This is a genomic window from Emticicia sp. C21, from assembly GCF_003418935.1.
Classification (GTDB): Bacteria; Bacteroidota; Bacteroidia; order Cytophagales; family Spirosomataceae; genus Emticicia.
On sequence record NZ_QVMT01000009.1, the window covers coordinates 227,391 to 253,191 of the forward strand.

Sequence of the window (25,801 nt, forward strand, 5' to 3'; positions counted from 1 at the left end):
TTTTTTTTATAATTTAAAAGCCTTAAGCTCTAAATTGAATTAAAATTGCTCTTTTCTTATTTAACAACCACACGGGAACTTCATTCTTAGAGCTTTATTTTTATCAATAAAGTTGCTCCATAAGCTTGGTTTTGGAATAAAAACCACTCTTCCGGCCCCCGGAATCACAGTACTTTGTGTAGGTTGTCCTATTTTATTAACAATTTGTTTATACATTTTTTCTGGAATCAGATCAATACATAAATTGATACCTGCAAAATCATTGTATTGAAAATACTTAACAAAGTATGCCAGTTGCTCGTCTGAAAAGTCATTAATAATTCTGGAAGCATTCCGCCAATCTCTGGAGTCAGGTTCAGTCAGATTTCCTACACCTATATCAACAAAACCCTTAATCGCCGCCGGATGAATATGGCTATAATAACCTCCTATCACCTTTTTATGATGAAAGCGTCTTAGGGCATATACATTACACGTTTTCTGAAAAATCGGACAAAGATTTTCTTTTAAGCCTGTCCCATCCCCTCCTACCACGCAAAACGGAAAATCTAAAACTGCTTCACCTTTTTGCTTTTCAACTTCAGACATATAGTTGAAAAAATTCTTATCGACTATGTATGTTTTTTTATTGTACAAAAATCGATAAACAACCACACCCTCTATCAAAAATAATACTGTTAAGACTCCTATTAATATTTTAGGTATTCTTACCCGATATAAATCAAGAGGTAATAAAAAGCAACAAAAAATAACCGGTAATATTGAGGTAAACCTTGATGGTACTCTATTAAAAGTCCCCCAAGGAAAAATCTTTAGTGTCGGAACCCTATTTGGATGATAAAAGGTTGAAATGACCAGTAAAATCGCTAAGGGTAAAAACACCAGCCAATATTTCTTCCAATTCGAAAAGAACCCTAAAATACCTAGTCCTAAACAAAACCATCCAGGGCTCCCTGAACCCAACCCCTCGGGCATATCTCTTAATATTTCAGTTAATGGATTTTGTGTGGCATTAAAAAAAGGAAAATACGGAAACAGCATTCTTAACGGATGACTCCAAAGGTGTGGTGATTCTGCATTGTCAAAATGCAATGACTGTGACTCTCGATAAATCTGCCACACAATTGGTAAGTAAAAATACAATACCAAAAATGATGGAACAGCTAGTAATACATACAAACCTAGACTTGCCTTAATCTCTTTAAACCAATTGGTGAAATATAACCCTAATTGATTTTCGTGCTTCCTATACCTTTTAATTAAGACAACGACTACCACCAATAAACTTAAAACAAAACTTGTTAAAGCAAATCCACAGATATAACCTAAGTTCATTCCAAGTGTAGCTATCAACAGAAAAGCTTTCAAAAACACCCATTTCAGAGAAATGCTCTCTCGCAGAATAATCCTTTTCGTTAATACAAAATCAGAAAAAATACTTAGGATTGTCCAATGAATAGTACTATGATTAAAATGGTGTGGGTATTTGTTGAGTGCATAGAAATTAAAAAATGTCACTACAAAACCTACAAAAAAAGCTTTCTCTGCGCCAAATTCTTTCTTCAACAAAACATACGAACCTAAAAATGAAATCACAAGGCTTAAAACATAATAGTAGTTCAGCCATGCGCCATGTCCCCAGTTTTTGTAAAAAAAAGCAAACCAATAATTGCTTTCGAGCGACCAGTCAGAAAAAGCCTGTGTAGTACCAAAAGGATAAAATGTCTGATTCTGCTGAAGTGCAATTTGTGGAAAGATATCGAAATGGATATTCTGAGATAAAAAATAGCCCACATATTCCCATTCGTCCACATCTCCACCTCCTGTTAGTGGTAAGCTGAAATTTCTGATAAAGAAAACTCCATAAATGACAGGAAGTAAAATTGCAATAAAAATAAAAATCTGATTTTGCCTTGATGCTCGAAAGTCCATTCAATGTGTTGCTATCCTGAAAGAGAACTAAAACACAAATGTACCAATTTTATCAGAACCTTTCTAATTTTATGGATTGACAAGACTTCTATGAAAAAGGTTGTAATACCTTGAAAGTATTTTATAATAATGGTATAGGACGCACTGTTCTCTCCTCTAATGAAATAAAAGTTTCAGTACGCTGAATGCCCTGAACTTTTTGTACCTTATCGTGGAGGACTTCCCGAAGATGAAGCGTATCCCGACAAACTATCTTGGCAAAGATACTATACATACCAGTAGTATAGTTAATACTAACTACTTCTGGTATTTTTTCGAGTTGGTCGGCCACCTCATCATATAGTGAACTTTTATCTAAGTATATGCCAATGAATGCGCTTATGTCCCATCCTAGTTTAACAGGGTCAACAATCAGTTGCGAACCTTTTACAATGCCCATTTGTTCCATTTTTGCCATCCTGACATGCACGGTTCCTCCTGAAACAAAGATTTTCTCGCCAATAGTAGTATATGGCATCTTGGCATCCTGCATTAATAATGATAAAATCTTCAAATCTGTTTTATCAATTTCTAAATTTTTGTCCATTGAAAGCATATGTTTTTGCGAATTTATCAATAATTATATTTAATAATTAATAATTATCTAAATATTTGAGAAAATTTATAAAAAATTTGCAATTAAACAGATTTATGTCGTAACTTTGTAATGTCAAAGCGAGAGAAAAACAGCCTTGGCGATGATAATGTAAGGTGATGAAATTGGCAGCCATGCCCTCCTGTCTCGGGGGTGGTGATAATAGGACAAACGCAGCATAAAGCCGGACAATTTTAGTCGACTGGGATTGACCACCAAAATTTGTACTGTGGCTAACTACACCGTGGGCGGTTCGAGTCCCCCTCTTACAGCGTGAAGTATGAAAGATTTATGATTAAATTTCTTTCATACTTTTTTTTTAAGTATGTTTGCTTAACAAAAACATTATTTGGTTTTTAGTTTGTTGATGAAGTGTAATTGCGACACGCAGTTCCAAATTGAGGATTGCGTGTTTTTTATTTGAAGCTTTTTTGCTATTTTTCGTATGAATCAGAGCCATTTTACGATGATTCTTAATTTACCTATCTTATAGAATAATCAACAAAGAAAATCAAACCCTCATTGGATGACCCCGAACTCTCCTCTATTTATAAATGACGCCATTGCACTTGGCATCCTTCTTGGTACACTAGCCCTTATCTTTTATTCAACCAGAGTTAAAGCCTTTGAGAAAATCTATAAAATCGTTCCGCCCATTTTATTATGTTTCTTTATTCCAGGTTTATTCAGCTCTTTTAATATTATATCAGCCGAGCAATCACAATTAGATGAGACTGCGTCCAGATTTTTATTGCCAACCTGTCTAGTATTCTTTACGTTGGGAATTGACTTTCAGGCTATTAAGCGTTTAGGAGGAAAAGCAATATTTGTTTTTCTGGTCGGGGCTATAGGTGTAATGATTGGTGGCCCTTTGGCGTTGTGGATTGGCAAAAATATTGACCCTGGCTTTTTAAACAGGAATGGTGAAGAAGTATGGAGGGGATTAGCAACCATAGCTGGGAGTTGGACAGGAGGCAATGCTAATCAATTGGCGCTAAAAGAAGTATTTCAGCCCGCTCCCAACGTTTTCGCCCAAACGAGTGTCATAGATGTATTGTTTGCTGAATTATGGCTGGGGTTATTATTATATTTTGTTGGAAGGGCCAAATTGATTGATAAACAAATGAAAGCCGATTCATCAGTCATTGAGGAAATCAGAATTAAAGTTGAGAATACTAGTGCGCAACAAAAAAATCCTGATTTTCAGGAATTGATTATTTTACTGGCTGTAGGTTTTGGAATTACTGCTGTTTCCCATTTCATTGCTGACATCATCGCGCCTTTTATTGAGCAAAATTACCCAATGTTGAAAGCATATAGTCTGGCATCAAAATCTTTCTGGATTGTGACCATTGCTTCTTCTTCGGGTTTAATATTATCAACAACCAAAGCCCGGAAATTAGAAACCTGGGGAGCAACTAAATTTGGTACTTTGTTTTTGTATATGCTGATTGCAACCATAGGTATGCAATTGCATATTTTTGATGCTTTTCAGAATCCTACCTTATTTATTGTTGGTTTAATCTGGATTCTAACACATGCTATTTTTATTTTAATAGCGGCAAGAATGGTGAGAGCTCCATTCTTTTTTACGGCAGTTGGCTCACAGGCCAATGTCGGTGGCGTGGCTTCAGCCTCAGTTGTTGCCGCCGCTTTTCACCCGTCTTTGGCACCAATTGGAGTACTATTGGCTATCTTAGGAAATGCTATTGGTACGTATTGTGGATATGTTACGGGTCTAATTATGCAATGGATTGCAAATTAGGCATTGTTTTTGTCTGGTATTTAGTATTAGAATGCGACCCAAGAAGTAGCCCCAAAAATGCAGTAATGAAAATCTTTACCGCTGTACTAACATTTCTTATTACTACTGCTGTGTTTGCTCAGGAAAAACAGCTCAAAAACAAATTCAATTATGAATTTGAAGTAGGAGGCTATTTTTCTCTTACTAATAAATTACCTTTCTGGCAAGCAAGTAATCAATTCGGAAGTATTCCTAAAGAACTCCCCGCCTTTCTTTGCCGTCAGATTTTAAAAACTAAAAAAGACACACTCAATAAATTTTTCAGACTTGATTATGGTGCTGAATTGGTAACTCTTCTGGGCAGACAGCCCCAGCTAATTGTGCCGGAAGGTTATATATCTGCCAAAATCGGAGCCTTTCAGATTTACGGCGGACGTAGAAAAGAGATATATGGATTAGTTGATACTACCCTTAGTTCAGGCTCAATTTCATGGTCGGGAAATGCCTTACCGCTACCCAGAGTTCAGATTGGTATCCCTAATTATACCATGTTATTTTTTAAATGGCTTAGTTTTAAAGGGACTTTTGCCCATGCCTGGTTTGGTGAGCAAAATTATGCAAAAGGTTATTATCTGCATCAGAAGTCTTTCTTTTTAAGATTGGGTGCACCATCGGCCAAAGTAAAACTTTTTGGTGGGATTGTTCATAATGTACAATGGGGAGGCACCCCTAAAGTAAAATTACCAGAGGGAGATGACAGATTATTTAACGGCAAATTTCCAGAAGACTGGTTTGTTTATGGCAATGTGGTATTTCCGTTTAAAAAAATATGGGGTATGATACCTAAGTATGAAGAATACAACAAGTTTGAATTAGGAAATCGTTTTGGAAATCACCTGGGTTCAATGGATGCCGGAGCAGAAATTACAATTAAGAAAAGTAGGTTACTACTATACAAACAATTCATTTTTGATGATGGACAGCTTTTTGGCTTTACTAATACGGATGATGGTCTCTATGGGATAAGTCTTACACCCAACAAATCGGCATTTAAAAAAATAGTATTTGAATATCTTTATACTAAAAATCAGGGGCATTATGTGGCTGCATTCGGAAGGCTTCTAGGCTTGTCTGACAGACACCCAAATGAAGAAAATTTCATCTTCAATCATCAACAATATCTGGATGGATGGTCATATAATCGTAATACAATTGGTACACCATTCTTAACACCGGAGGAAAACTTAAGATCAGAAAAACAGGTAGATAATAATTATATTTTCGTCAATAATAATCGTGTCTGGGCTTGTTATTTAGGTTTAGCGAACCAGATTGGCACTATTAATTTTACGAATAGAATATCTTATAGTAAAAACTTTGGTTCGTACGATGTAATCGGTAAACCCATTACTCCTGTGACACAAATATCTTATAGTGTCAATACAGCTATTCCTCTAAATAAATTAAAAGCCTTCTTAAATGTGAATATTGCTGTTGATCATGGAGATTTAATCAGAGATAATTTTGGTTCTTATGTTTCGATTGTTAAAAGATGGTAAATTTCTATAAGTACTTAAAACGCTTCAATTTCTTTCTATTCTGACTTCTTTTTGCGTAAGTTTATAGCAAAACCCTATACATGAAAAAAATTAGCCTTTTTGTTTTCCTGATAACTACATCTTTTCAATTATTTGCTCAGAGCGAAAAAGTCCAGATTGCTTTTCTTGGAGTTTTTCATATGGGCGAAACTCCTGATTATAAGCAGGGTTCACTCACTGATTTACTTTCCCCGAATCGTCAACAACAAATTTCAGAAGTAGTTGATGCTCTGGCTAAATTTAAGCCAGATAAAATTTTTGTGGAGAATACACCTGATACGCAACCTTTCTGGGATAATGTCTATAAAAATTATCAGAGGGGTATTAAGCCGACAGAACGTAACGTAGAGTACAATGAAATTTATCAACTGGGAATAAAAACTGCGCAAAAAATTAATCTTCCTATTGGTGTAACATGCATTAATTATGTACAGGCTGAGTTAGTATCAGGATTAAAATTAGCAAGAAACAAATTAGATACATTAACAAGCTTTTATTCTCATGAATTAGAAAGAAAACGCCCGTCTTATGATGCGTATTTTAAGGCTAATCCAAGTGTAAATAAAGCTCTGAAAGATTATCTGGCCAGATATGAAACCTGGAAAAATTTAAGCATTAAAGACCATTTGATACTATTGAACTCAGAAGAAAGTGTGTCTACCTTACATTATTTCAATATAACGGGTTGGATGGATACCAATACGAATGGTTATGGTGCCGAATTTACAGCAAAGGAGTATTTCCGGAATACCAAAATTCTCCAGAATATACTCCTTCGTGTCAGTCCTTCTGACCATAAATTATTAGTTATTATTGGTGGCGGGCATATTCAGGTATTAAGAGATATGCTGAAAACCCACCCTTATTTTGAGGTGATTGATGCCACTACTTTATTGAAGTAATGATGCAGCTGCTTTATCAATCCAGATATGTCCGTTAATATGTTTTTTGAAAACTGTAGCCGGTAGATTGATATTTGGGTCCTGAATTATTACTTCTTGAATAATCTCAGCCTTTCTCTCTCCGGTGGCAATCATAATAGCAGTTTTAGCTTCTAATAAATGTTTTAGACCTATCGTGATTCCCTGAGTAAGTTCGGTACTTTCATTAAAATATTTTTGCCCTGTACTTATCGTAATTTCTGCCAGTTTTGATACATGGCAGTATAAGTCAAAGCTGGTTCCAGGTTCATTTAATCCTATATGTCCATTTAAGCCTACCCCAACGATAATAAAATCAATTCCTCCTTTCTCAAAAATCAATTTGTCTACTCTCTCGCACTCACTTTGTAAATCATCAGTCATTGATTCGAAAAAGGTATATTGAGCTGGACTGACATTCAATGGTTTCAACAGATTTTCTTCGACTATATATCGGCAACTGCCCTCGCTTGTAGCTGGTACTCCTACCCATTCATCTAAGCCGATGACAGTAACCTGATCAAAATCACCTGGTTGAGCCAATTCAACAATTTTTTTATAGGTTTTTACAGGTGTATCTCCTGAGGTAAGAATGAGTGTGGCAGTTGGTTTTTCTCTTACCAGATTAATAATAAATTTTGCAGCGGATTCAGCTAATTCTTCCGGGTCATTAAATACTTTTACTTGCATAGGATAAAGATTTTTATGATAATGATGGACTCTGATGGTTTTCACAAAAGTATTCAAAATTGTGCAGAATCAACGTAGTCCACCCGTATGAATTAACACAACAGTGCTATTATTTTTAATTTCAGTTTTCAGTAATTGGTAAAATGCAAAGAACATCTTTCCTGAATAAACGTGCTCCAGATTTATCTGATGCTTTGCTTTAAACAGCTTAATAAATGAAAGTAATTCAGGAGTTTTTTTTGCATAGCCCCCCTGATGAAAATCCCAGAAAATCATAAAGTTTTTATGAACCAGATTTTCTTTATTTTCAATTAAAGATGAGATTTCTTCTTCTAAATAGTTAGCATTTTTTAATACGCAAATTCCCATGATTTTGGTCTGAGCAGTAATATTAATCAACCCTGCCATAGTTCCCCCTGAACCAATTGGACAAAATATGTAGTCAGGTTTATAGCCTAATTGACTAACAATCTCTTGGTACATCTCTCCCACTCCTGCCAATGCTAATTCGTTGGTTCCACCTTCCGGTAATACATACTGGTCTTCTTTTCCATAGATTTCCAGCAATTCGGATTTGTCTCTATATGCCTCCCTTGAAACAAAATGTAATTTCATGCCATTATTATGAGCGTATTGGAGTGTAACACTGGAGGTATTATTCAGTTCATCCCCTCTAATAATCCCACTTGTTTCAAATCCAAAGAACCTACCAATGGCAGCTACTGCATATAAATGATTAGAATGCGCTCCGCCAAAGGTTATTAGTTTATTAAAACCTTGCTTTTTTGCCGCCAGAAGGTTGAATTTCAATTTTCGCCATTTGTTTCCCGAAATCTGTGGGTGAATCAGATCCTCTCTCTTTACAAACACCTTTAATGCTTTTTCTTCAAATATCGGGTCATTGATAAGCTCTAATGGTGAGGGTAGATTTAGTATTTTTTCAAAATCAAGCATATCTTTGTACGATGAGTCAAGGTTCAACAGCTGAAAATGCTGGCTGAATTGGCGATTTTAAGATTTGCACCAAAATTAAAAAGAATGTCTGAAATACAAGAGAATATTGATAACGACGAAGAAGACGAACTCTACGAACATCAACGAGTTGTAGTAGATAAAGGCCAGGCATTGATGCGTCTGGACAAATATTTGCCTCATTTCTCTAAAAATCTTTCGCGTAATCGTATCCAGAACGCCATAGAAGCAGAAACCATTAAGGTAAATGGACAGCCGGCTAAGGCCAGCTATAAGGTAAAGCCATTTGATATTATCACGTACTCTTTACCCAAACCACCTAGAAATACCGAACTTATCCCTGAGAATATTCCCCTTAATATAGTTTTTGAAGACGATGATATTCTAATCATCAATAAACCAGCAGGAATGGTAGTCCATCCTGCCTTTGGCAACTGGACAGGTACTTTGGTAAACGGCTTAATTTATTATCTCCAAAACTTGCCAACACACCGAAATGGAGAGATTCGTCCGGGATTAGTGCATAGAATTGATAAAGATACTTCTGGTTTATTAGTGATTGCCAAGAATGATTATGCTATGACGTTTATGGCTAATCAGTTTTTTGAACACACAATTGAACGTACCTACTATGCTTTAATATGGGGAGTGCCTAAAGAAGAAAGTGGAACTATTCACAATTTTATTGGCAGAAGTTTGAAAAATCGCAAGGTTTCAGATGTATTTCCAGATGGGTCGCAGGGTAAAGAAGCGATTACTCATTATAAAATACTGAAAGATTTGCGGTACGTATCTTTGATTCAATGTAATTTAGAAACTGGCAGAACGCACCAGATCAGGGTACATATGAGGCACCTTGGCCACCCATTGTTTAATGATGTTGAATATGGAGGAGATAAAATATTAAGGGGACAGGTCTTTAATAAATACAAACAATTTGTTGAAAACTGCTTCGAAATTATGCCTCGTCAGGCACTTCACGCCAAGACTTTAGGATTTATTCATCCACGCACAAAAAAATGGATGCAATTTGATACTGAGCTTCCGGATGACTTTAAAAGTGTTCTGGCAAAATGGGAAAGTTATGTTACCGAATGACTTAAATCCATTAGAAATAATGAATGTATTAATTAAAAGCTTACTCATTTAGAACCTAAACAACCACAATTACAATGAAAATCAAGATCAGAAAAATAAAAAAAGAAGATGTTCCTCAGGTCTTCAATTTAGTTTACGAATTGGCTGTTTACGAAAAAGCACCCGAACAAGTTACTAATACCGTGGAAATGATGGTCAAAGATGGTTTTGGCAAAAACAAAATATTTGGTTGCTTTGTAGGAGAAGTTGACGGAAAAGTTCAGGGAATTTCAATCTATTATTACCGTTATTCAACCTGGAAAGGTAAAAGATTGTATCTGGAAGATATTGTAGTAACTGAGACCATGCGCGGCAATGGGTTAGGAAAACAATTGTTTGATAAAACCATTGAAGAAGCCAAAAAGACGCATTGCACGGGTATGATGTGGCAGGTATTAGACTGGAACGAACCGGCTATTAATTTCTACCGTAAGAATTTCCCAACAAGATTTGATGGAGAATGGATTAACTGCCATCTAGATTTCTGAGAGAGACTTAAAATCAGTTTTTTTCAAGCTCACGTCTTTGCTTTCTGATTTTTCGCTTGTTACTATCCCCTATTAGTTTTTCACCCACAAAATGCACCCGGGTTTTCCATATTTTGCGCGGAGAGAATGTTCTCTCTCCATGCCTATGTTCCATCCATACTTTGCAGGATTTGATCGGACATGGTCGGTAGATGTAGCAGCTCTGCATCAAAAAGAGCACTAAAAGTATCGCAAGTATCTTTCTCATCAAGTATCAGAACGAATTTCTGCTCAACTTATTTTCTACTTTTATGCATAAATAACGGCTCCCTTGATTTTCGTTCGAAATCAAACCAATAGTTGAGGAATTTCCTCGCATGTATCCACACATTGGGGAAATTATGCCGCAAATCTTTATTTTTCGTTAAGGAACATTTTTTTTGTAAGTAGAATCATTAAATCTACAACCATGAAGCAATCTGAAAAAAAAGACAACATCGACCCCGAGACCAAGGAGCAGGTGAAAGAAGAAAAGAATCTTAATTTAAGAAAAATGTTAATTTGGATTATTGGATTAGGAATCGTTTTTTCAATCATTGCTTACGTCGGAGGTTTTATAACAGTCGGTGGACCTGGTAAAGGTGGACGTTTTGGCACGGTTACTCCAGAAGATTCAGCAGCGATCGTAAAAGGCGATACTTTAAAAGCCGAGCCTTAATGCTCAATAATTATCTCACAACACATTTTAAAACACACAACAAATCATGAAAACTGAAAGAGAAGAACTGCTAGATGAAGCAAAATCAAAAAAAGAAGTATGGCAAGATAAAGCAGAAAAAACTTACGATAATGCCAAAGATAAAGCCGAAGATTTAAAAGATAAGGCAAAAGATAAATGGGAAGAAACTAAAGATGATGCCTCAGATGCTTGGAATAAAACAAAAGATAAGGCATCAGACACCTGGGAAAAAACAAAAGATAAAGCCGACGAGCTTGGAGATAAAATCAGCGATAAAGCTAACGAAGCGAAAGATAAAGTTAAAAATTGGACAAAGTAAGATATTAATCGTGGATTCTATAGTGGTTGTGAAAGTCAAACAGGGGTATAGTCGATTATTATACCCCTTGTTTTAAAACCAATCGAACAGAATCCTATTATATAAAGTCATTTTACTGATCAGGTAAAAAAGATCGCAACTCAAATACACACAACTAAAAATACTTATAATTCAGTATAGGTTACGAATTATAATAGTTGCTTAAATTCACACAGCTTGCAACTTTGTAAGCACACAACTTAATTAAAATTTACAAATTCACATTTACACACATCGAGCTTAACAGCTATTAAATTCACCAACTTTACAAAATAAGAACAGATTGAATCCGATTGAGTAAGTACACACAACAAAAAATAAAAAAAAATTCACATAATTTAAGATTTGAGGATTGAATCCAATAACTTAAATGCACACAACAATTTTAAAATTCACACAATTAGGATATTAGAATAGACGAATTTACTTTAATGGTAACTAACGCTCTAATCAATTCACACGACTTTAGTTTTAGTTAAGCTATTAAATTTTGCACAACTTACTTTATTAAATCCAATAAGCCCTTAGCTACAAAATCCAACTGAAAAGGGGACATCCGAAAATGCCCCCTTTCTTTATTCCCAAAATAATAGTCAATCTTCTGATTAAGCTGCCCATTGCTTTTTGTTGTGATAAGCTTTGGTCAGCAATTGAGGCTTAATAATCTGATTAAATCTTTCGTGTGCAAAGCCATTTTGCAGATACACAGGCAATTCATTTAATAGATTCTTGTAAGCTTCTATGCCCAATGCTTTCACAAGATATATCTCATGCACAAGATTAATATAATACACTATGCCAATCAAAGATTCATGAAAGGCATCGAATGCAATATTGGCATTGAGATAACGCTCAATCTCCCTATTGCTTTCTGAATACTTCAACCGACCTAATAAATCAAAAACAGTAGTTACCGGTAATTGAGAAGTAATCTGTTCCCAATCCTGCTTCGAAAACTTCAATATAGGGTCGCCAGTCTTTTTATTCTTCAGCGCAGTATCTTCATTACTCTGTATCACCTCTCTAAGCTTTTTTGCCTTAAGTGTGCGGGTAGTTTTTAAAAATTGTGCCACATGCGATACCACATCCTCTTCATCTTTCAGGTAATCAACACTTGGCTGAATATCCGTTTTAGGTAAACGATGGATTTTGAAATCATTATAATTACCAGAGCTATAATAACCCAGCGAAGCTGGATAAAATCCTTTTTCTATCCAATTTGCCATACGCTTCGCTAAAACACTCTCATCGGCCGTATAGATGCCCTGTGTGCCCATTAGTGCTCTGGTTGAATAGAATATACTAAAATAAGCCTGTGGGAATGTCCAATGCAATGAATGATTTATAAATTGACTTTCGGGTGCTTTAGCCACACCTCTTAACGAAAACTCCGTATTCCATGCGTTTAATAGCATGGCTTTTATATAATTAACCCTATTATCGTTCATAAAGGGCCTGAATTTTTTCCATGATAACAGCGAAGTAACCTGATTCATTTCTATTTCTTTTTCGATATGTCGATAAATAGCCTCGAAATGATTAAAGAATACTTGGGCAGGGATAGACGATGAGTCCATCATGGTTAATTTCCCTCCCTGGTAGGTTTTAATTACTGAATTTCTTTCAACATTTTCCATAGTAAAAAACAGCGAGATTATATGTATAAAATTTGTGGGTAGTAAGGGTGTTTCACTTGCAGAAATCACCCTTATATTATAACGAAAAATCTGCATAAAAAATTCTATTCTCACAAAAAAAATACAAGAAAAACACACTCATAATTAACTGAAAATCAACGATTTGTGAAAAATAAAAAGCTACTCAATCTTAACATCATTATACGTTATAAAAACGAAGTATTCTGGCTGATTTTAGTGAGGATTTTTTACCTCAGAAGATTGTAAATTTAGATTTTCTGAAAAACATTTCTGTTGTTAATTAATGTGTTTTTCAGATATAATTTTGATGGAACAGATTTTTTGTCAATACCTGTAAGTCATAAGTACTTCTCTTATTTTTTATTCAATTAAAATTCAGGGAGCCATGAAAAATCCTAATCAAAATTTGAGTTCAAAATTCTCAGAACATGATGGTGAAAAACTAAGAACATTATTTGTTGATGGTTTAAAAGACTTGTATTGGGCCGAGAATCATCTGGTAAAAGCTTTACCCAGAATGTCGAAAGCAGCAACCTCAGAAGATCTGAAAATGGCGTTTAACACCCATCTAGCCGAGACTGAAAAACATGTCAATCGTCTGGAAAGAGTTTTTGAGATTGTTGGAGAGAAAATTCAGTCAAAGAAGTGCCCTGCTATGGAAGGGTTATTACAGGAGGGAGATGAAATTGTTGAAGCAACCGATACCAGAAGTTTTGTGAGGGACTGCGGGTTAATTATGGCTGCACAAAAGGTAGAACACTATGAAATAGCATCTTATGGTACTCTACGAAACATTGCACGTATTCTAGGGCATTTTGAGGTAGCAGAAATTCTTCAAACTACTTTAGATGAAGAGGGTGAGGCAGATCATAAACTGACAGAGCTGGCAGAAGCTCACATTAATGAAGAAGCGGCTTTAGAATAGGTTAATTATAGTAGTTAAGCCTTGATACACAAAAAAGCCTTATGATTTACTCATAAGGCTTTTTTGTGCGTTTTAGCTATATGTTTCCATTTACCCGTTCACTGGCTCTCCCCCATTTATATGTATTACCTGACCACTGATATAACTGGCATCTTCTGAAGCCAGAAAAACGTAGGCAGGTGCTACTTCTGCAGGCTGACCAGGTCGTTTCATAGGAGTATCTTTTCCGAATTTCTTCTGATGTTCCTTGGTAAAGGTTGAAACAATAAGAGGCGTCCAGATAGGCCCTGGAGCGACAGCATTTACCCGAATACCCTTATCCGCTACCATCCCTGATAAAGTGCGCGTAAAAGCCACAATTGCGCCTTTGGTGGATGCATAATCTAAAAGTAAAGGATTACCACGATACGCAACCACTGAGGCTGTATTAATAATTGAACTCCCTTTTTTGAGGTGTGGCAATGCGGCCTTCACCAGATAAAAATTTGAAAAGATATTGGTTTCAAAGGTCTGCTTCATCTGGTCAGCAGTTATATCTTTTATCGTTTCCTGCGGAAACTGAACTGCAGCATTATTTATCAGGGTATCAATCTTCCCAAACTCTTTCAATACCTGTTTTATAATTTCCTCGCAATTTACTTCGCTTACAATGTCTGATTCAATCAACAGAGCCTTTTTCCCTTTTTCTTCTACCAGTCTTTTTGTTTCTTCGGCATCTTCTGTATTCTTTTTATAAACAATAGCCACATTGGCGCCCTCTCTGGCAAAAGCAATGCTTACCGCGCGACCAATGCCACTATCTCCACCAGTAATGAGTGCTACTTTATTAGTCAACCTTTGCGCTTGTCTGTCATAAGGCCTTTCAAATACAGGCTTGTCTTTCATGCTCTTCTCTTTCGAAGCAGCATTATTAATTTCTTTTTCGTGTTGTTTCATAGCTCAAATTTTAAACGATAGTATTAATTTTTACGTTTGTAAAAACTTGCTAAAAAACTATACCCGCCATTATCTTTCGAATTTAAAAATTTCCTCACCCTTATTCTTCTTCCCGATTAAACTATCTCTGATTATCTCAGCAGCTAACAAGCTGAATACAATACCATTACCACCAAAGCCTAAAGCGAAATAGGTATTGGGGTGTTCTGCTACTTTACCAATATAAGGCAGGCCATCTTTGGTCTCAGCAAATGTACCTCCCCAACAAAAATCAGTTCGAAAGTCTAAATCCGGAAACTTCTTCTCAAACGCTTTTTTAAGTTGAACTCCCTTTATTTCTGTTATTTTATCTCTCTTGTTTGGATTATAGAATGTAACATCCTTGCCTCCAACTAATATACGATTATCGTCAGTTGTGCGCATATATAAATATGGTCTGGCAGTTTCCCATATCAAACAGTTCTCATACCATAATTTCTTAGCTTCAAATGGCTCACTGACAATAGCAAACGAAGAATTAAAATCAACAATCTTTTTAGAGAGGTATCCTTGAGACTCATACCCACTGGCGATAATAAGTTTTTTGGCTTTTACTGTCTGCCCAAAATTAGTTTTCAGTTCAACGCCTCTTTTATGCTGATTCATCTCCACTACTTCAGTTTTGTCAAATATTTTTAAACCCTTTTCCATCGACGCATTCATTAATTCATGCGTAAAAATATAAGCGTCTAATTGGGCGCCATCCTTTGATAATAATCCCGCAGGAGCTGAAAAAGGAAATAGTTTATTTATGTCCTGGCTTGATAATATGTCTAGATCAATGCCAATGTTTTTTCTAAGCTGGTATTCAGACTTAATTTCTTTAGCATCTTTCTGTGTAGAAGCGAAATAAAAGCTTTTCTTCAACGAAAAGCCCACTTCTTTTTTTAAAGATTTAGTAATATTTTGAATTTTTTCAATAGCCTCAATGCACATAAGGTAGCTTTTATTTGCATTTTCGGTGCCTACGTATCTGGAAAGTTCTCCAAGTGGTGTATCGATTTCATATTGAAGCAGAGCAGTACTGGCACAGGTGCTACCCATGCCTATTTTGCGTTTATCTAATAAAATAGCAGGAATCCCTTCTTTGGTCAAATGATAGGCGATCAGCGCACCAGTGATACCTCCTCCCATTATGGCAATATCTGTAGAATAAGATTGTTTGATTGAAGGATATGAACGGACAATACCGTTTTTCATCAACCAAAATGGTGACTCAGTTCTTAAATCCATGTAGTTGTGACAAAAATAATAATCGCAGTTATACTTTTCTAATATACAAGAGCTAAATCAAATGCCTCCTGAGTTGATTCAACAGATTTACGGAGACTGGATATATGCTTCCCTAAGATGCTTTTTAATTCTGGAAATGACAATAACTGACTTAATGCAGAAGTATAGGCTTTTTCAGCGAATTTATCTCCTAGCTGACACGACAAAGCTACCGTGCGAGGGTTAGTTGATGAAGCAGCCATTGTAAAATAAAATTGAGATTGATGAATTTTCTCACTCTCGATTCTGGTTGGTCTCATTTTTTCAAGACTTGACCTTTCAATTGAGCGATTTATATATTCTGTTAAATCAATTGTTTCGTCAATTTTTATCTGGAAATACTTTTTTGAATTTCCGTTCTTGATCATATCGACAGCTTTCTGATAGCCTTTCACTCTCACGGCGTTTATTTCGCACAGCTGTTTAAGGCTTCTCATCGCATCTTCGTTTAACTTGTCCATGGGTGCCAAAGGTTTAATTCGGGGATAATTATTGGAGATTTTACATACAGTTATGTAAAAAATCATTCCAGAGCATGATTTAGCGCATATTTATGATTCATGAGTATTATATTACTCAAAATCATGTCCCTTATCTTACCCATCAATTTTTGTCATATTAAGTTTTCATTAAATATATTGGTGTGGTATAGATTTTTTGGATTTTGAACCATCTACACAAAACGTCAGAATAATGAAAAATGAAGAAAAGAAAACCCGGGAAGATATTCGTGAAATGGTAAATGACATAAAGTTTGCAATGCTATGCACCACCCATAAGAATGGTCATGTTCACAGTAGACCAATGGGAACACAAGGAATGGATAAAGACGGAAGTATATGGTTTATGACTGCCAAAGATTCAGAAAAAATTCATGATATAAAAGCCAATCCAAAAGTTTGCATTTGTTATGCTGAACCATCTGACAATACTTATGTATGTATCATGGGAGAGGCAGAACAGGTAGATGACCAAAGAAAAATTGATGAGCTATGGACACCCATTGCGAAAGCATGGTTTCCTGAAGGAAAAGATGATCCGAATCTGACCTTAATTAAAGTAAATCCACATGAGGCAGAATATTGGGATAGTGATTCGAATAAAATTGTATTAGGCATTAAAATGTTAAGCACAATAGTAACAGGGAAGGAATATGTAGAAGAAGGTGCACACGGCACCGTGAAATTCTGATTACACAATTGAGCATGAAAAAGTATATAAAATAAGGCCGGGCAAAGTGTTTACCCGGCCTTATTTTATATACTTTATTTGACTTTATCTCTTCTTTCTTTCAACTCTCTCCAGGTTGTCATGATAATGCCATTATCCTTGATATATTTCTTCAGTACAGGGTCAATCATGGCTAATAAATCACCTCTTCTATTATTACCAGAATCAGAAATATGCTCAAACACTTCGGTAGTGGCTGTGCAATGCATAATTACCATCGTTACACCAGGTTGTAGATCTTTAAAGGACTCGATGTATTTCTGGGTTTTATATTTCTGCAAAACTTCGTCGCTTACTTTCTGGTTTTTGTATTGATTCCAGTCGTAACTGATGTTATGCAAATCATCCAAAACTGGTAAACCAGCTTCCCATAGTTTTTTACCAATGGCCTGGGCTTGTTCCAGTTTAAGACCTGTATTACCTATTTCTTTCATAATCATGTGATCGTGACCACCTGGAAACATCACCGGAATTTTCTGCTCCATGCCAATTTTAAGATATCTTTCCAAATAATCGGCTCTGGCAAAGAGCGTTCCCATATGTGAGTCCATATGTGTAGGTTCAAAACCCATGGTACGTGCTCTATCTAACTGACTTCTGATTTCTTTTTCAATATCATCAGCCGTTGCATGCGTAGCTGTCCCTTGTACGTTTCTCCACATAGCCCCTTCTTCATCTACCAGATTCGGAACATTAGCTTTTCCTGCCAATGGACCCCAACGGTAATCTTTCCATTCCGAAGTAAGGGTCAGGTGCAAACCGGCATCTGTTTTTGGGTGATTCTTTAAATAATGAACAAATCCCGGAACCCAAGGACAAGGCATCATGACACTTAATGAATTAGCTACACCTTCTTCAATGGCCTTGATTGCTCCGATATTCGAATCATAAGACATACCGATATCATCAACATGCATAATAATAACTTTAGCTCCTTTCGGATAGCCTAATCGCTCGGCAAAAGTGGTATTCTGGGCAGTTACATGGAATGTAAGTAAGATTCCTGTGAGGATGGTTAAAATGTTTTTCATTCAATTAGATTTGTGAATAGGTGGTTGGTTCTAAAAAAACTCTTATGATGCGAGACACTGTATTAGCATATTCCGGCAGCGCAGATACTCTTTTCCAATCTGCATCAGCACTAAATGCTTTCCAGTTAGCATCTCTTTCTTCCATATTTTTGAAAGTAAGCATATAGGTTAAACATGGTTGATGTTCACCTGCCACTACTTCTCCGAAAAATACAGGATATAGTTTTGTATTGTAAAAGATTTTGATTTCGTCTTCATTAAACATTTTTCTCTTTCTGCGAGCAGCATCTTCTGAAAAACTTTCGTAGGTTCTCAATTCAAAAAAGCGTTGTTCAGTACCGGGTTTTATCATTTGTGGAAGTCCATCAAATGCTAATAAAAGAGAAGTCGTATACCGCGCATACGGCGCTTTATCTGGCAAAAGGCTATTATAGTCCTGACTTAATTCCTTAAATTTTTCGTCAGAATTCAGTTGATTCTTAATAGTGGCATATTGCTCAATAGAAGTATAAGGAATAAAAACATAAATTTTTGCCGGTTCAGACTTGCCAATTTCTTTAAACACACCTACATTTTTCACACCTAATCGATTCAGAGTGGGTATTAAAGCGTTTTTAAAGTAATTTTCAAGGTTAGACGCAGGAGAACCGAAGCGAAGTTCATATTCACGAATTTCATAGAACTCTTTCTTTGGAGCTGGGCTTTGTGCAAAAACACTAAAACTAAGTAAAGCTAATAAAAAAATAAAAAATGTTTGTTTCATCTGATTAATGATCATAGGTTGATATAATTATTTGTTAAATGCTTCGAGTATGCGTTTTACTAATCCATCCATTGCATTGGTAGTTATCCATCTGGAAACCATAACCAATTCGTGGTCGGGATCTATATAAACCATATTTGTGCCGTTACCTAAATGATAAAATACATTAGCAGAGGCGCTAGGAAGAAGTTTTCTATCTGTATTCAAAAACCAGTTCATATATCCGTAAGTGGATTCTGCAGGTGTTGGTGTCAAAGCTTGTTTTATCCAGTTTTCTGAGAGTATTTGCTGGCCATTCCATTTTCCACGATGCAGTGAAAGTAAACCGAAACGAGCCATATCATAGGCATTGATAAACATACCCCCACCCCAGTGTCCGCCCCCACTGACAGATTGCATGGCTTGTCCATCCAGCACTATCCATGAATTTCTATATCCAGTCCACCGCCAGGTGTTTGATGCCCCAATTTTATCCATGATATTTTCTTTTAAAATCTGTGGCAAGGGTTTTCGCCAGACACTTAGTGCGGCCAGGGAAAGTACATTCACTCGCACATCATTATATTCATAGACAGCACCCGGCTTATTTCTCGGACGATTCAACCACAAAGAAGTATCTTTATCCGGTCTGTCGGCCCAGTCAGTTTTGCCCCAAAGTGTTCCTTCCCAATCACTGGTTTGTCTTAAGAGTGCATCCCATGTAATAGTTCTATTATGCGGTGTATTGAAGAGATTTATCAGTTCAGGCGTACCAAAATCCTCTGCAGGGCGATTCACTGGCTGACCATATAATTCAATAGATGGTACATAATGAGCAACGGTATCATTCACACTTTTAATCAATCCTCTTTCTACTGCTAAGCCTACTACACTAGAAAGGAAGCTTTTGGTAACACTATGTGTCATATCACACCTTTCAGGTTCTCCCCACTTTGCTATGATATAACCTTTATAAACGATTAAACCTGTCGGCTCACCCCTTTCAGCGAAAGGCCCTATTCCATTACCAAAAGGCTCTTTTCCGAAACTCTGGTAATGCGATACTTCCATATTTCGAGGATTCTTAGATTCATTCGTAATAGCAAAATTAATGGCCTCGTCAAGTTTTGTGGCGTTTAAGCCCATTTCTACAGGCCTTTTCTGTTGCCATTCATTATATGGAGGAAAATAAGGTTCAGTGGTTTTCTTTTGTGCATAGGTATTTATAAAGCTTATAAAACCTAACGTCAGTAACAGGTATTTCATCTATAATCTAATTTTTTATAGTACTGGAAAAAAGGTTCATCATACCTCTTTTCAAATACTATTTTTTTACATGTTCTTGTTGATAATGTTTTTTAAGAATATCCTCTCCGAAATCATTAGTTAAGTCTCGGGTTACGGTATGAATATGATTGCCATTATTTTGAGTATTATCATATTCTATCAGAATCACATCATTCTGAATGCGGTAGTAATGTCCATTATTCTCTCCGTATTTCTTACCTCCAGCCCAAACAAATCTTAATTGATTTAAACCCGCCTTTTCAATTTTCTGCATTAATTCATTAGAAAAGCCCAAAGGATAGTTCTTTACATAAACACTTAGCAATCGCAAAAATATTTTTTGTTGAGCCTGATTCATATCTGCAAAGGTAATTCCCTCGTTGGCTAACGCATTTACTTTGCGCTTGTTACTGGTAATGATATCTCCAGGAGCAGTTTCTGATATAATGACTCTCTGCAATTGTTCTGGAGTAAAAGAATTAAGTAGCTCAAAACCAAAATTTACCTCATCTTTCAGAATCTGATACCCCTTCTTTTCTCCACTCGGCACAATGCCCGGATTACTGCCAAAGAATAAAGGTGTGGCCGATACTATCTTGCCCGACTCAGAAGAGAAATTCATAGAAAGATGATGCCCTTCAATACGCCAACCCCATAGTTTCTTTTCATCGGGTGTTCCAAAAATGGTAAAGTAATATTTTACAGGGCTCCGGTAATCGCTCTCAGGAGGTGCTTTTTCCAATTCTTTCAATATAATTTCCAATTGAATAATAGCAATGGCTTTTTCATGCCCTTGCTGGCTTAAAGTAGCCTTTAGCAAATTCATAGCCGCTTCTTTCTGCTTTTCATTCATGTCTCTAAGCATGAGTCCATTTCTGGCTTTTGGCACAAAATACCAATTGAAACGTTCTTCTGCATCGTAAGCATAGCTGATTTTCTCAAGTTGAGACTGATCCAACAATTTCAGAAAGTCATTGGCAGAAGACACAATAAGCTTATTAGGAGCATTTTGTGCAAATGCAGCTATGCAATGAACCCATAGCAAACATATAGTTAGCGGCGTTTTCATAGTAAAAGGTTTATAGGTCGAATATTATTACCAAGTAAATTCTATTTGTTATAAAAAACAAATTAATTTGCAGCGATATTACTCATTAAGGCATGTTTACAATCAAGACTATTGGACTATACTTAGCTGTGCTGCTTTTTGTTGTAGCTGGTATTTCTCATTTTACGCAGGAGAGATTTTTCATTAAGGCGATGCCACCTTATATTCCTTATCATCGGGCAATGGTCTTAATCAGCGGAGTAGCCGAAATTGCATTGGGAATTGGGTTGCTTTTCAATTCGACAAGAATTTACGCAGCATGGGGGTTAATTATACTATTGATAGCCGTTTTTCCGGCAAATATTTATATGGCAACCTCAGGCAAATTTCATAGGGTTCCTTTCGTTCTTTTATGGTTAAGATTGCCATTGCAATTTGTACTAATCTGGTGGATATATCAATATACTAAATAAGTTTATTCAGCCATCATTTTTAATAATACACCGTTGGTCCAACCAAACCCATCCTGGTTTGGATATTCACCCCCGCCTGCTTCCAGGTTTTCGTCATTCACATTATATTTTTCGGTCATTTTTCCTGTTTCCTTATACACTTTCAGATTTAACTCAACCCATCTGATTTTAATTTTCTGAGCTAATTCATCAAATCCATAGTTTTTTAAACCTTTATAAGCTATCCATTGTAACGGTGCCCAACCGTTAGGTGCATCCCATTGTTGGCCCGTAAAGGCAAGTGTTGTTAATAAGCCTCCGGTCTTCAGAAATTTTTCTTCTAAAATCTTTGCCACTTTTCCAGCTTGTGCCTGAGTGGCTATTGAAAAAAATAATGGAAAAGTTGCAGCCAATGTTTCGCATTCTTTCTGTGAGCTTTGAACAAAATCGTAATCGAAGTAGAATCCTTTTTCTTCATTCCAACAATATTTCTGAATTCCTTCTCTACGGTTTTGTGCTGCTGATTTGAATCTTTTAGCAGTTACAGTACTTTTTTGCGAGGCGTAAACATCAGCAATCGTTTCTTCCAGATAGACTAATAAACAATTCAGATCAACCGGAATAATATCGGTGGTGTGTATGCTATCGAAAGCTTCAGGATTTTTAAACCAGCGACTACTGAAATCCCATCCTGATTCAGCTGCGGCTCTTAAATGTCGATACAGTTCTTCTGGTTTTTGTCTGGAATGGGTAGCTAATTCTAAATCTTCTTTATAGGCTTCCGGGCGAGGCGTGCAATGGCTATCCCAATAACGATTCAATATAGATCCGTCGGGCATTTTAACTACTCTCTTGACTGCTTTTGTATCTCCTTTCAGCAATCTCCTCCCGTCAATCCAGAACTCATATTCCTTTTCCATATAAGGAAGATAATCTGACAATACCTTTGGTCCTTTTACTTCACTTAATAATTTGAGCATCAACGCATAAAAAGGCGGTTGTGAGCGACCAATGTAATAAGTGCGATTGGCATTTGGTATATGTCCTATTTTGTAAATCAGGTAAGAAAAATTATCAACCATTGCCTGAATCATCTCTATCTTGCCAGATTCCTGCAATCCTAACATCGTAAAGTAGCTGTCCCAATAATAAATCTCCCCAAATCTTCCACCTGGCACTATATACGGATTAGGCAGAGGTATCAAAGAAGATTTTTCATTATGTGGTTCACGAGTTAGCACTGCCCACAATTCCTCAATATGCTCTTGAGCTGACTCAGTTTTATCACTGGTATAAGAAGTTTCGTGGCCTTGGGGCAAATCAAAATTCTTCAATACAAACGCTCTCAAATCAAAATCTGATAAATTTTTTTGTTCAGCATATTTTATCCTGATTTCCTGCAAACTTTCTTCATTATTAATGCCCTTAGGTGTACAATCCGGGAAAGTTTTATTATCAGGAAATACGTTTGCTAATTGCACGTCTTCAAACAGTTCGCCTAACTCGTGTATATATTTAATCTTTTCTCGCATTTTATTTCATCTACATTCAATGACCACCAGAAGCATTGAATTCTATGTTTTTACCAGATTTCTTCTGAATATTATTTAATAAGAATAAGCATATAATAAGAATAGCCATAGGTATCAAAGAAAAGTAAAATGCTTTGCTCCCACCTATTTCTTTAAAAAGGTATCCTACTAAACGAGATCCTAAAGTACCACCTATGGCTGAGAAAAATGTAAGTAAAGATGCCATAGGGCTATGAAAAACCTTTTCGGTAGCACTCAGCACAATAGAATTTATTAAAGGATAAAGAGGAGCTAAAAAGAAACCAATTAATGGGAACACATACGCAATAACAGGGACATCAGCTAAAGAATTAATCGCTTTTACTTCCAGATTATTAGTCTGTGGCAGAACCAGAATAACCATTAAAGCTGCCCCTATCAGGCAAGTTAATAAGATAGTTAACCAATAGATTTTCTTAATGAGTATAGATGATACAAATCTCCCTCCCGCTATGGATAGCATCAGAATGACTGCCATAAATACACTGGTTTTTTCAGGCAAATGCAGAACTTTTTCATTGAAAGTCGGTAACCAGCTCATAATTCCCTGTTCAGTCATTACATACATAAAGGCTGCTATGGCAAATACCAAAACCATAGGGCGTTTCAATAAACTAATCATTTGTTTAAAATCATCAGCCACATTGCTACCAGGAATCTCATAATTTAATGTATCAAAATCTGAAATAAGCAAGAACAAAAATGAAATGGCTACAAGTGCGGCTACTACCAGATAAACTCTTAACCAGGCATTGGGATCAGTATCACTATAAAACAAAGGGAAAGACACAAATGCCACTGCAATACCCACCATAAAGAAGCTTTCAATAGAGCTAAGGATACTTTTATGTTCTTTATCATCATTGGCTAAAAGGCCGACTAATGAATAAACCGAGACTTTAATAACTGCGAATGAAATGCCCACACAGGCAAAAAGGATTCTTACGGCCGTAAACGAATTACCGAAGTACATGCCTATACAACCTATAAATACCAAGCCTAGGGCAATCAACATCCCTCTTTTATAACCTAACCGAGGCAAAAATGATCCTACAAAGAATGAGACAAAAGCAATCGATAAATCCTTAAACGCTTCTAATGAACTAGCTGCAATTTCGTCAACATGATAAGTATTGATTGATTTCTGAATCAATATGCCTACACTATTCAATAAAATGGCAAATACAAAGTAATTGAGGTAAAGAGACAGTTTGATTTTCCAGTTTTTCATAAATGTATTTAGGATAGGGATGAGTTAAATAATTACCAATTAGTAATGGTGAATTAGCGAATAGATATTATTAATCTAAATTAGGCAAGTATTATGACTTTACTAGCTAATTTAAATAGTTTCAATAAAAAAAAACGAGCATAAGGCTCGCTTTTTTATTCATCATACGTTGACGTATTTTCTAAAACAAAACTAAATGTATTATTTAACGTGTGACAAAATTCATAGTTTTCAGAGAGAAAAAATATCCTTACATTCATTAGTTTTAATGCTATATTATTATTTTTATGAAAATTTTAACTATTCTTATCTTAATCTAGTGAAAACTCCTTTTGAAAAAATTCAACCTGACGAAGGAAGTTCGTTCAGACTGCTTCACTTAAAAATTTCCTCAAACATTTTTCCCTGGAACTACCACTACCACCCGGAATACGAGATGGTATTTGTTCATTATGGTACAGGCAGACGGCACGTTGGCAATCATTTAAGCTATTATGAAGACGGAGATTTGGTACTAATCGGTTCAAATCTGCCCCACGCAGGCTTTGGCTATGATGCATTGGATGAACATGAAGAAACTGTAATACAATTTAAAGAAGATTTCTTAGGTGAAGGTTTCTTCGAAAAACCCGAAATGACTGACATTAAAGCGCTTTTTGAGCGCTCACAACATGGCATTCATTTCTTTGGAAATACTAAAAAGATTGTAGGAAATCGTTTAAAGAAAATGCCTCAGCTTTCTCACTTTGGGAGAATGGTTGAATTACTATCGATTTTTCAGATACTAGCTCATTCAGAAGAATACATTTTGTTGAATGTAGCTGATACTCGGTATGACTTTAATCAGAAAGACCAGGCACGCATCAAACGTATTTATGAATATGTAGAACAATCTTATCAGGCTCCTATTAATATTAAACTGGTAGCTGATGTGGCACACCTGACGGTTCCCTCATTCTGCAACTATTTCAAAAAAGTGATGAACATGACGTACACTGATTTTGTGAACGAATTTCGCATTAATCAGGCGTGTAAGTTGCTCATGACCGAAAAAAGTATAACGGATGTTTGCTTTGAATGCGGCTTCTCGAATGTCTCATATTTCAGTAAGGTTTTTAAACAGATTAAAGGCAAAAGTCCGATGCAGTTTAAAAACCTGGTGCTTCGAAAAAAATAGTAATTAAGAAT

General features: G+C 36.0%; 25 protein-coding genes. 11 read left to right on the forward strand and 14 right to left on the reverse strand.

The genetic code is table 11. The features are described 5' to 3' along the window. Window positions 1-60: 60 nt before the first annotated feature. Window positions 61-1,932, reverse strand: coding sequence for a hypothetical protein (locus tag D0T08_RS19765; RefSeq protein WP_116984407.1), 1,872 nt, complete (start codon window positions 1,930-1,932; stop codon window positions 61-63). 121 nt (window positions 1,933-2,053) lie between these two features. Beyond that, window positions 2,054-2,518 carry an Lrp/AsnC ligand binding domain-containing protein gene (locus tag D0T08_RS19770; RefSeq protein ID WP_116984408.1) on the reverse strand — a complete coding sequence of 155 codons (465 nt, stop codon included), beginning with the start codon at window positions 2,516-2,518 and terminating at the stop codon, window positions 2,054-2,056. Window positions 2,519-3,092: 574 nt separating this feature from the next. Here D0T08_RS19770 and D0T08_RS19775 point away from each other — a divergent pair. From D0T08_RS19775 to D0T08_RS19785, 3 genes are all read left to right on the forward strand, one after another. Then, entirely contained in the window at window positions 3,093-4,331 is a 1,239-nt protein-coding gene (locus D0T08_RS19775) for a DUF819 domain-containing protein (RefSeq protein ID WP_116984409.1), read from the forward strand. Then, the gene (locus tag D0T08_RS19780) at window positions 4,316-5,869 is read left to right on the forward strand and encodes a capsule assembly Wzi family protein (RefSeq protein WP_116984410.1); all 1,554 of its coding nucleotides are present in this window, start codon (window positions 4,316-4,318) and stop codon (window positions 5,867-5,869) included. Before D0T08_RS19775 ends, D0T08_RS19780 begins: the two co-directional genes overlap by 16 nt. A gap of 80 nt (window positions 5,870-5,949) precedes the next feature. Beyond that, complete coding sequence (locus D0T08_RS19785) at window positions 5,950-6,810, forward strand: DUF5694 domain-containing protein (RefSeq protein ID WP_116984411.1); 861 nt, start codon at window positions 5,950-5,952, stop codon at window positions 6,808-6,810. Here the strand turns inward: D0T08_RS19785 and D0T08_RS19790 are convergent. Beyond that, on the reverse strand, window positions 6,799-7,518 hold the full coding sequence (locus D0T08_RS19790; RefSeq protein ID WP_116984412.1) for a 6-phosphogluconolactonase: 720 nt from the start codon (window positions 7,516-7,518) through the stop codon (window positions 6,799-6,801). The genes D0T08_RS19785 and D0T08_RS19790 overlap by 12 nt on opposite strands. 69 nt (window positions 7,519-7,587) lie before the next feature. After that, on the reverse strand, window positions 7,588-8,472 hold the full coding sequence (locus tag D0T08_RS19795) for a 1-aminocyclopropane-1-carboxylate deaminase/D-cysteine desulfhydrase (protein WP_116984413.1): 885 nt from the start codon (window positions 8,470-8,472) through the stop codon (window positions 7,588-7,590). A gap of 84 nt (window positions 8,473-8,556) precedes the next feature. Here D0T08_RS19795 and D0T08_RS19800 point away from each other — a divergent pair, with 84 nt between their 5' ends. From D0T08_RS19800 to D0T08_RS19815, 4 genes are all read left to right on the forward strand, one after another. After that, window positions 8,557-9,588: an RluA family pseudouridine synthase gene (locus D0T08_RS19800; protein WP_116984449.1), complete on the forward strand. Its 1,032-nt coding sequence runs from the start codon at window positions 8,557-8,559 to the stop codon at window positions 9,586-9,588. 74 nt (window positions 9,589-9,662) lie between these two features. Continuing rightward, complete coding sequence (locus D0T08_RS19805) at window positions 9,663-10,115, forward strand: GNAT family N-acetyltransferase (protein WP_116984414.1); 453 nt, start codon at window positions 9,663-9,665, stop codon at window positions 10,113-10,115. 448 nt (window positions 10,116-10,563) lie between these two features. Continuing rightward, a complete protein-coding gene (locus D0T08_RS19810; protein WP_116984415.1) occupies window positions 10,564-10,812 on the forward strand; it encodes a hypothetical protein in 249 nt (82 codons plus the stop codon). A 46-nt stretch (window positions 10,813-10,858) separates the two neighbouring features. Next, window positions 10,859-11,152, forward strand: coding sequence for a YtxH domain-containing protein (locus D0T08_RS19815; RefSeq protein ID WP_116984416.1), 294 nt, complete (start codon window positions 10,859-10,861; stop codon window positions 11,150-11,152). Window positions 11,153-11,796: 644 nt separating this feature from the next. Here D0T08_RS19815 and D0T08_RS19820 read toward each other — a convergent pair. Beyond that, window positions 11,797-12,828, reverse strand: a complete 1,032-nt coding sequence (locus D0T08_RS19820; protein ID WP_116984417.1) for a hypothetical protein — start codon at window positions 12,826-12,828, stop codon at window positions 11,797-11,799. Between the two features lie 406 nt (window positions 12,829-13,234). On the opposite strand from D0T08_RS19820, the gene D0T08_RS19825 reads away from it, so the two are divergent. Further along, entirely contained in the window at window positions 13,235-13,774 is a 540-nt protein-coding gene (locus tag D0T08_RS19825; RefSeq protein ID WP_116984418.1) for a ferritin-like domain-containing protein, read from the forward strand. A gap of 90 nt (window positions 13,775-13,864) precedes the next feature. On the opposite strand, the gene D0T08_RS19830 is transcribed toward D0T08_RS19825, so the two are convergent. The 3 genes from D0T08_RS19830 to D0T08_RS19840 all read right to left on the reverse strand — a co-directional run bounded on the left by D0T08_RS19830 (window position 13,865) and on the right by D0T08_RS19840 (window position 16,482). Continuing rightward, the gene (locus D0T08_RS19830; protein ID WP_116984419.1) at window positions 13,865-14,710 is read right to left on the reverse strand and encodes an SDR family oxidoreductase; all 846 of its coding nucleotides are present in this window, start codon (window positions 14,708-14,710) and stop codon (window positions 13,865-13,867) included. Between the two features lie 69 nt (window positions 14,711-14,779). After that, entirely contained in the window at window positions 14,780-15,949 is a 1,170-nt protein-coding gene (locus D0T08_RS19835) for an FAD-binding oxidoreductase (RefSeq protein ID WP_158561312.1), read from the reverse strand. Window positions 15,950-16,020: 71 nt separating this feature from the next. Continuing rightward, window positions 16,021-16,482 carry a hypothetical protein gene (locus D0T08_RS19840; RefSeq protein ID WP_116984421.1) on the reverse strand — a complete coding sequence of 154 codons (462 nt, stop codon included), beginning with the start codon at window positions 16,480-16,482 and terminating at the stop codon, window positions 16,021-16,023. 232 nt (window positions 16,483-16,714) lie between these two features. Here D0T08_RS19840 and D0T08_RS19845 point away from each other — a divergent pair, with 232 nt between their 5' ends. Then, window positions 16,715-17,212 (forward strand): pyridoxamine 5'-phosphate oxidase family protein, encoded by a 498-nt coding sequence (locus D0T08_RS19845; protein ID WP_116984422.1) that lies wholly within the window; start codon window positions 16,715-16,717, stop codon window positions 17,210-17,212. A 74-nt stretch (window positions 17,213-17,286) separates the two neighbouring features. Here the strand turns inward: D0T08_RS19845 and D0T08_RS19850 are convergent, their stop codons facing one another. Genes D0T08_RS19850 through D0T08_RS19865 form a run of 4 tightly spaced genes read right to left on the reverse strand, consistent with a single transcriptional unit; the run spans window position 17,287 to window position 21,380 of the window. Next, the gene (locus D0T08_RS19850; protein WP_116984423.1) at window positions 17,287-18,282 is read right to left on the reverse strand and encodes a polysaccharide deacetylase family protein; all 996 of its coding nucleotides are present in this window, start codon (window positions 18,280-18,282) and stop codon (window positions 17,287-17,289) included. 4 nt (window positions 18,283-18,286) lie between these two features. Next, window positions 18,287-19,045 (reverse strand): NIPSNAP family protein, encoded by a 759-nt coding sequence (locus D0T08_RS19855; RefSeq protein WP_116984450.1) that lies wholly within the window; start codon window positions 19,043-19,045, stop codon window positions 18,287-18,289. A gap of 27 nt (window positions 19,046-19,072) precedes the next feature. After that, window positions 19,073-20,290 carry a serine hydrolase gene (locus D0T08_RS19860; RefSeq protein WP_116984424.1) on the reverse strand — a complete coding sequence of 406 codons (1,218 nt, stop codon included), beginning with the start codon at window positions 20,288-20,290 and terminating at the stop codon, window positions 19,073-19,075. Between the two features lie 58 nt (window positions 20,291-20,348). Continuing rightward, window positions 20,349-21,380: a DUF3500 domain-containing protein gene (locus tag D0T08_RS19865; protein WP_116984425.1), complete on the reverse strand. Its 1,032-nt coding sequence runs from the start codon at window positions 21,378-21,380 to the stop codon at window positions 20,349-20,351. A 92-nt stretch (window positions 21,381-21,472) separates the two neighbouring features. Between D0T08_RS19865 and D0T08_RS19870 the strand changes: the two genes are divergently transcribed. Then, on the forward strand, window positions 21,473-21,832 hold the full coding sequence (locus D0T08_RS19870) for a MauE/DoxX family redox-associated membrane protein (protein WP_116984426.1): 360 nt from the start codon (window positions 21,473-21,475) through the stop codon (window positions 21,830-21,832). Between the two features lie 2 nt (window positions 21,833-21,834). Here D0T08_RS19870 and treF read toward each other — a convergent pair whose 3' ends face one another. Next, window positions 21,835-23,343 carry an alpha,alpha-trehalase TreF gene (treF, locus tag D0T08_RS19875; RefSeq protein WP_116984427.1) on the reverse strand — a complete coding sequence of 503 codons (1,509 nt, stop codon included), beginning with the start codon at window positions 23,341-23,343 and terminating at the stop codon, window positions 21,835-21,837. Between the two features lie 16 nt (window positions 23,344-23,359). Then, the gene (locus D0T08_RS19880) at window positions 23,360-24,613 is read right to left on the reverse strand and encodes a sugar MFS transporter (protein WP_116984428.1); all 1,254 of its coding nucleotides are present in this window, start codon (window positions 24,611-24,613) and stop codon (window positions 23,360-23,362) included. A gap of 319 nt (window positions 24,614-24,932) precedes the next feature. On the opposite strand from D0T08_RS19880, the gene D0T08_RS19885 reads away from it, so the two are divergent. Continuing rightward, window positions 24,933-25,790: an AraC family transcriptional regulator gene (locus D0T08_RS19885; protein WP_116984451.1), complete on the forward strand. Its 858-nt coding sequence runs from the start codon at window positions 24,933-24,935 to the stop codon at window positions 25,788-25,790. Window positions 25,791-25,801: the final 11 nt, after the last annotated feature.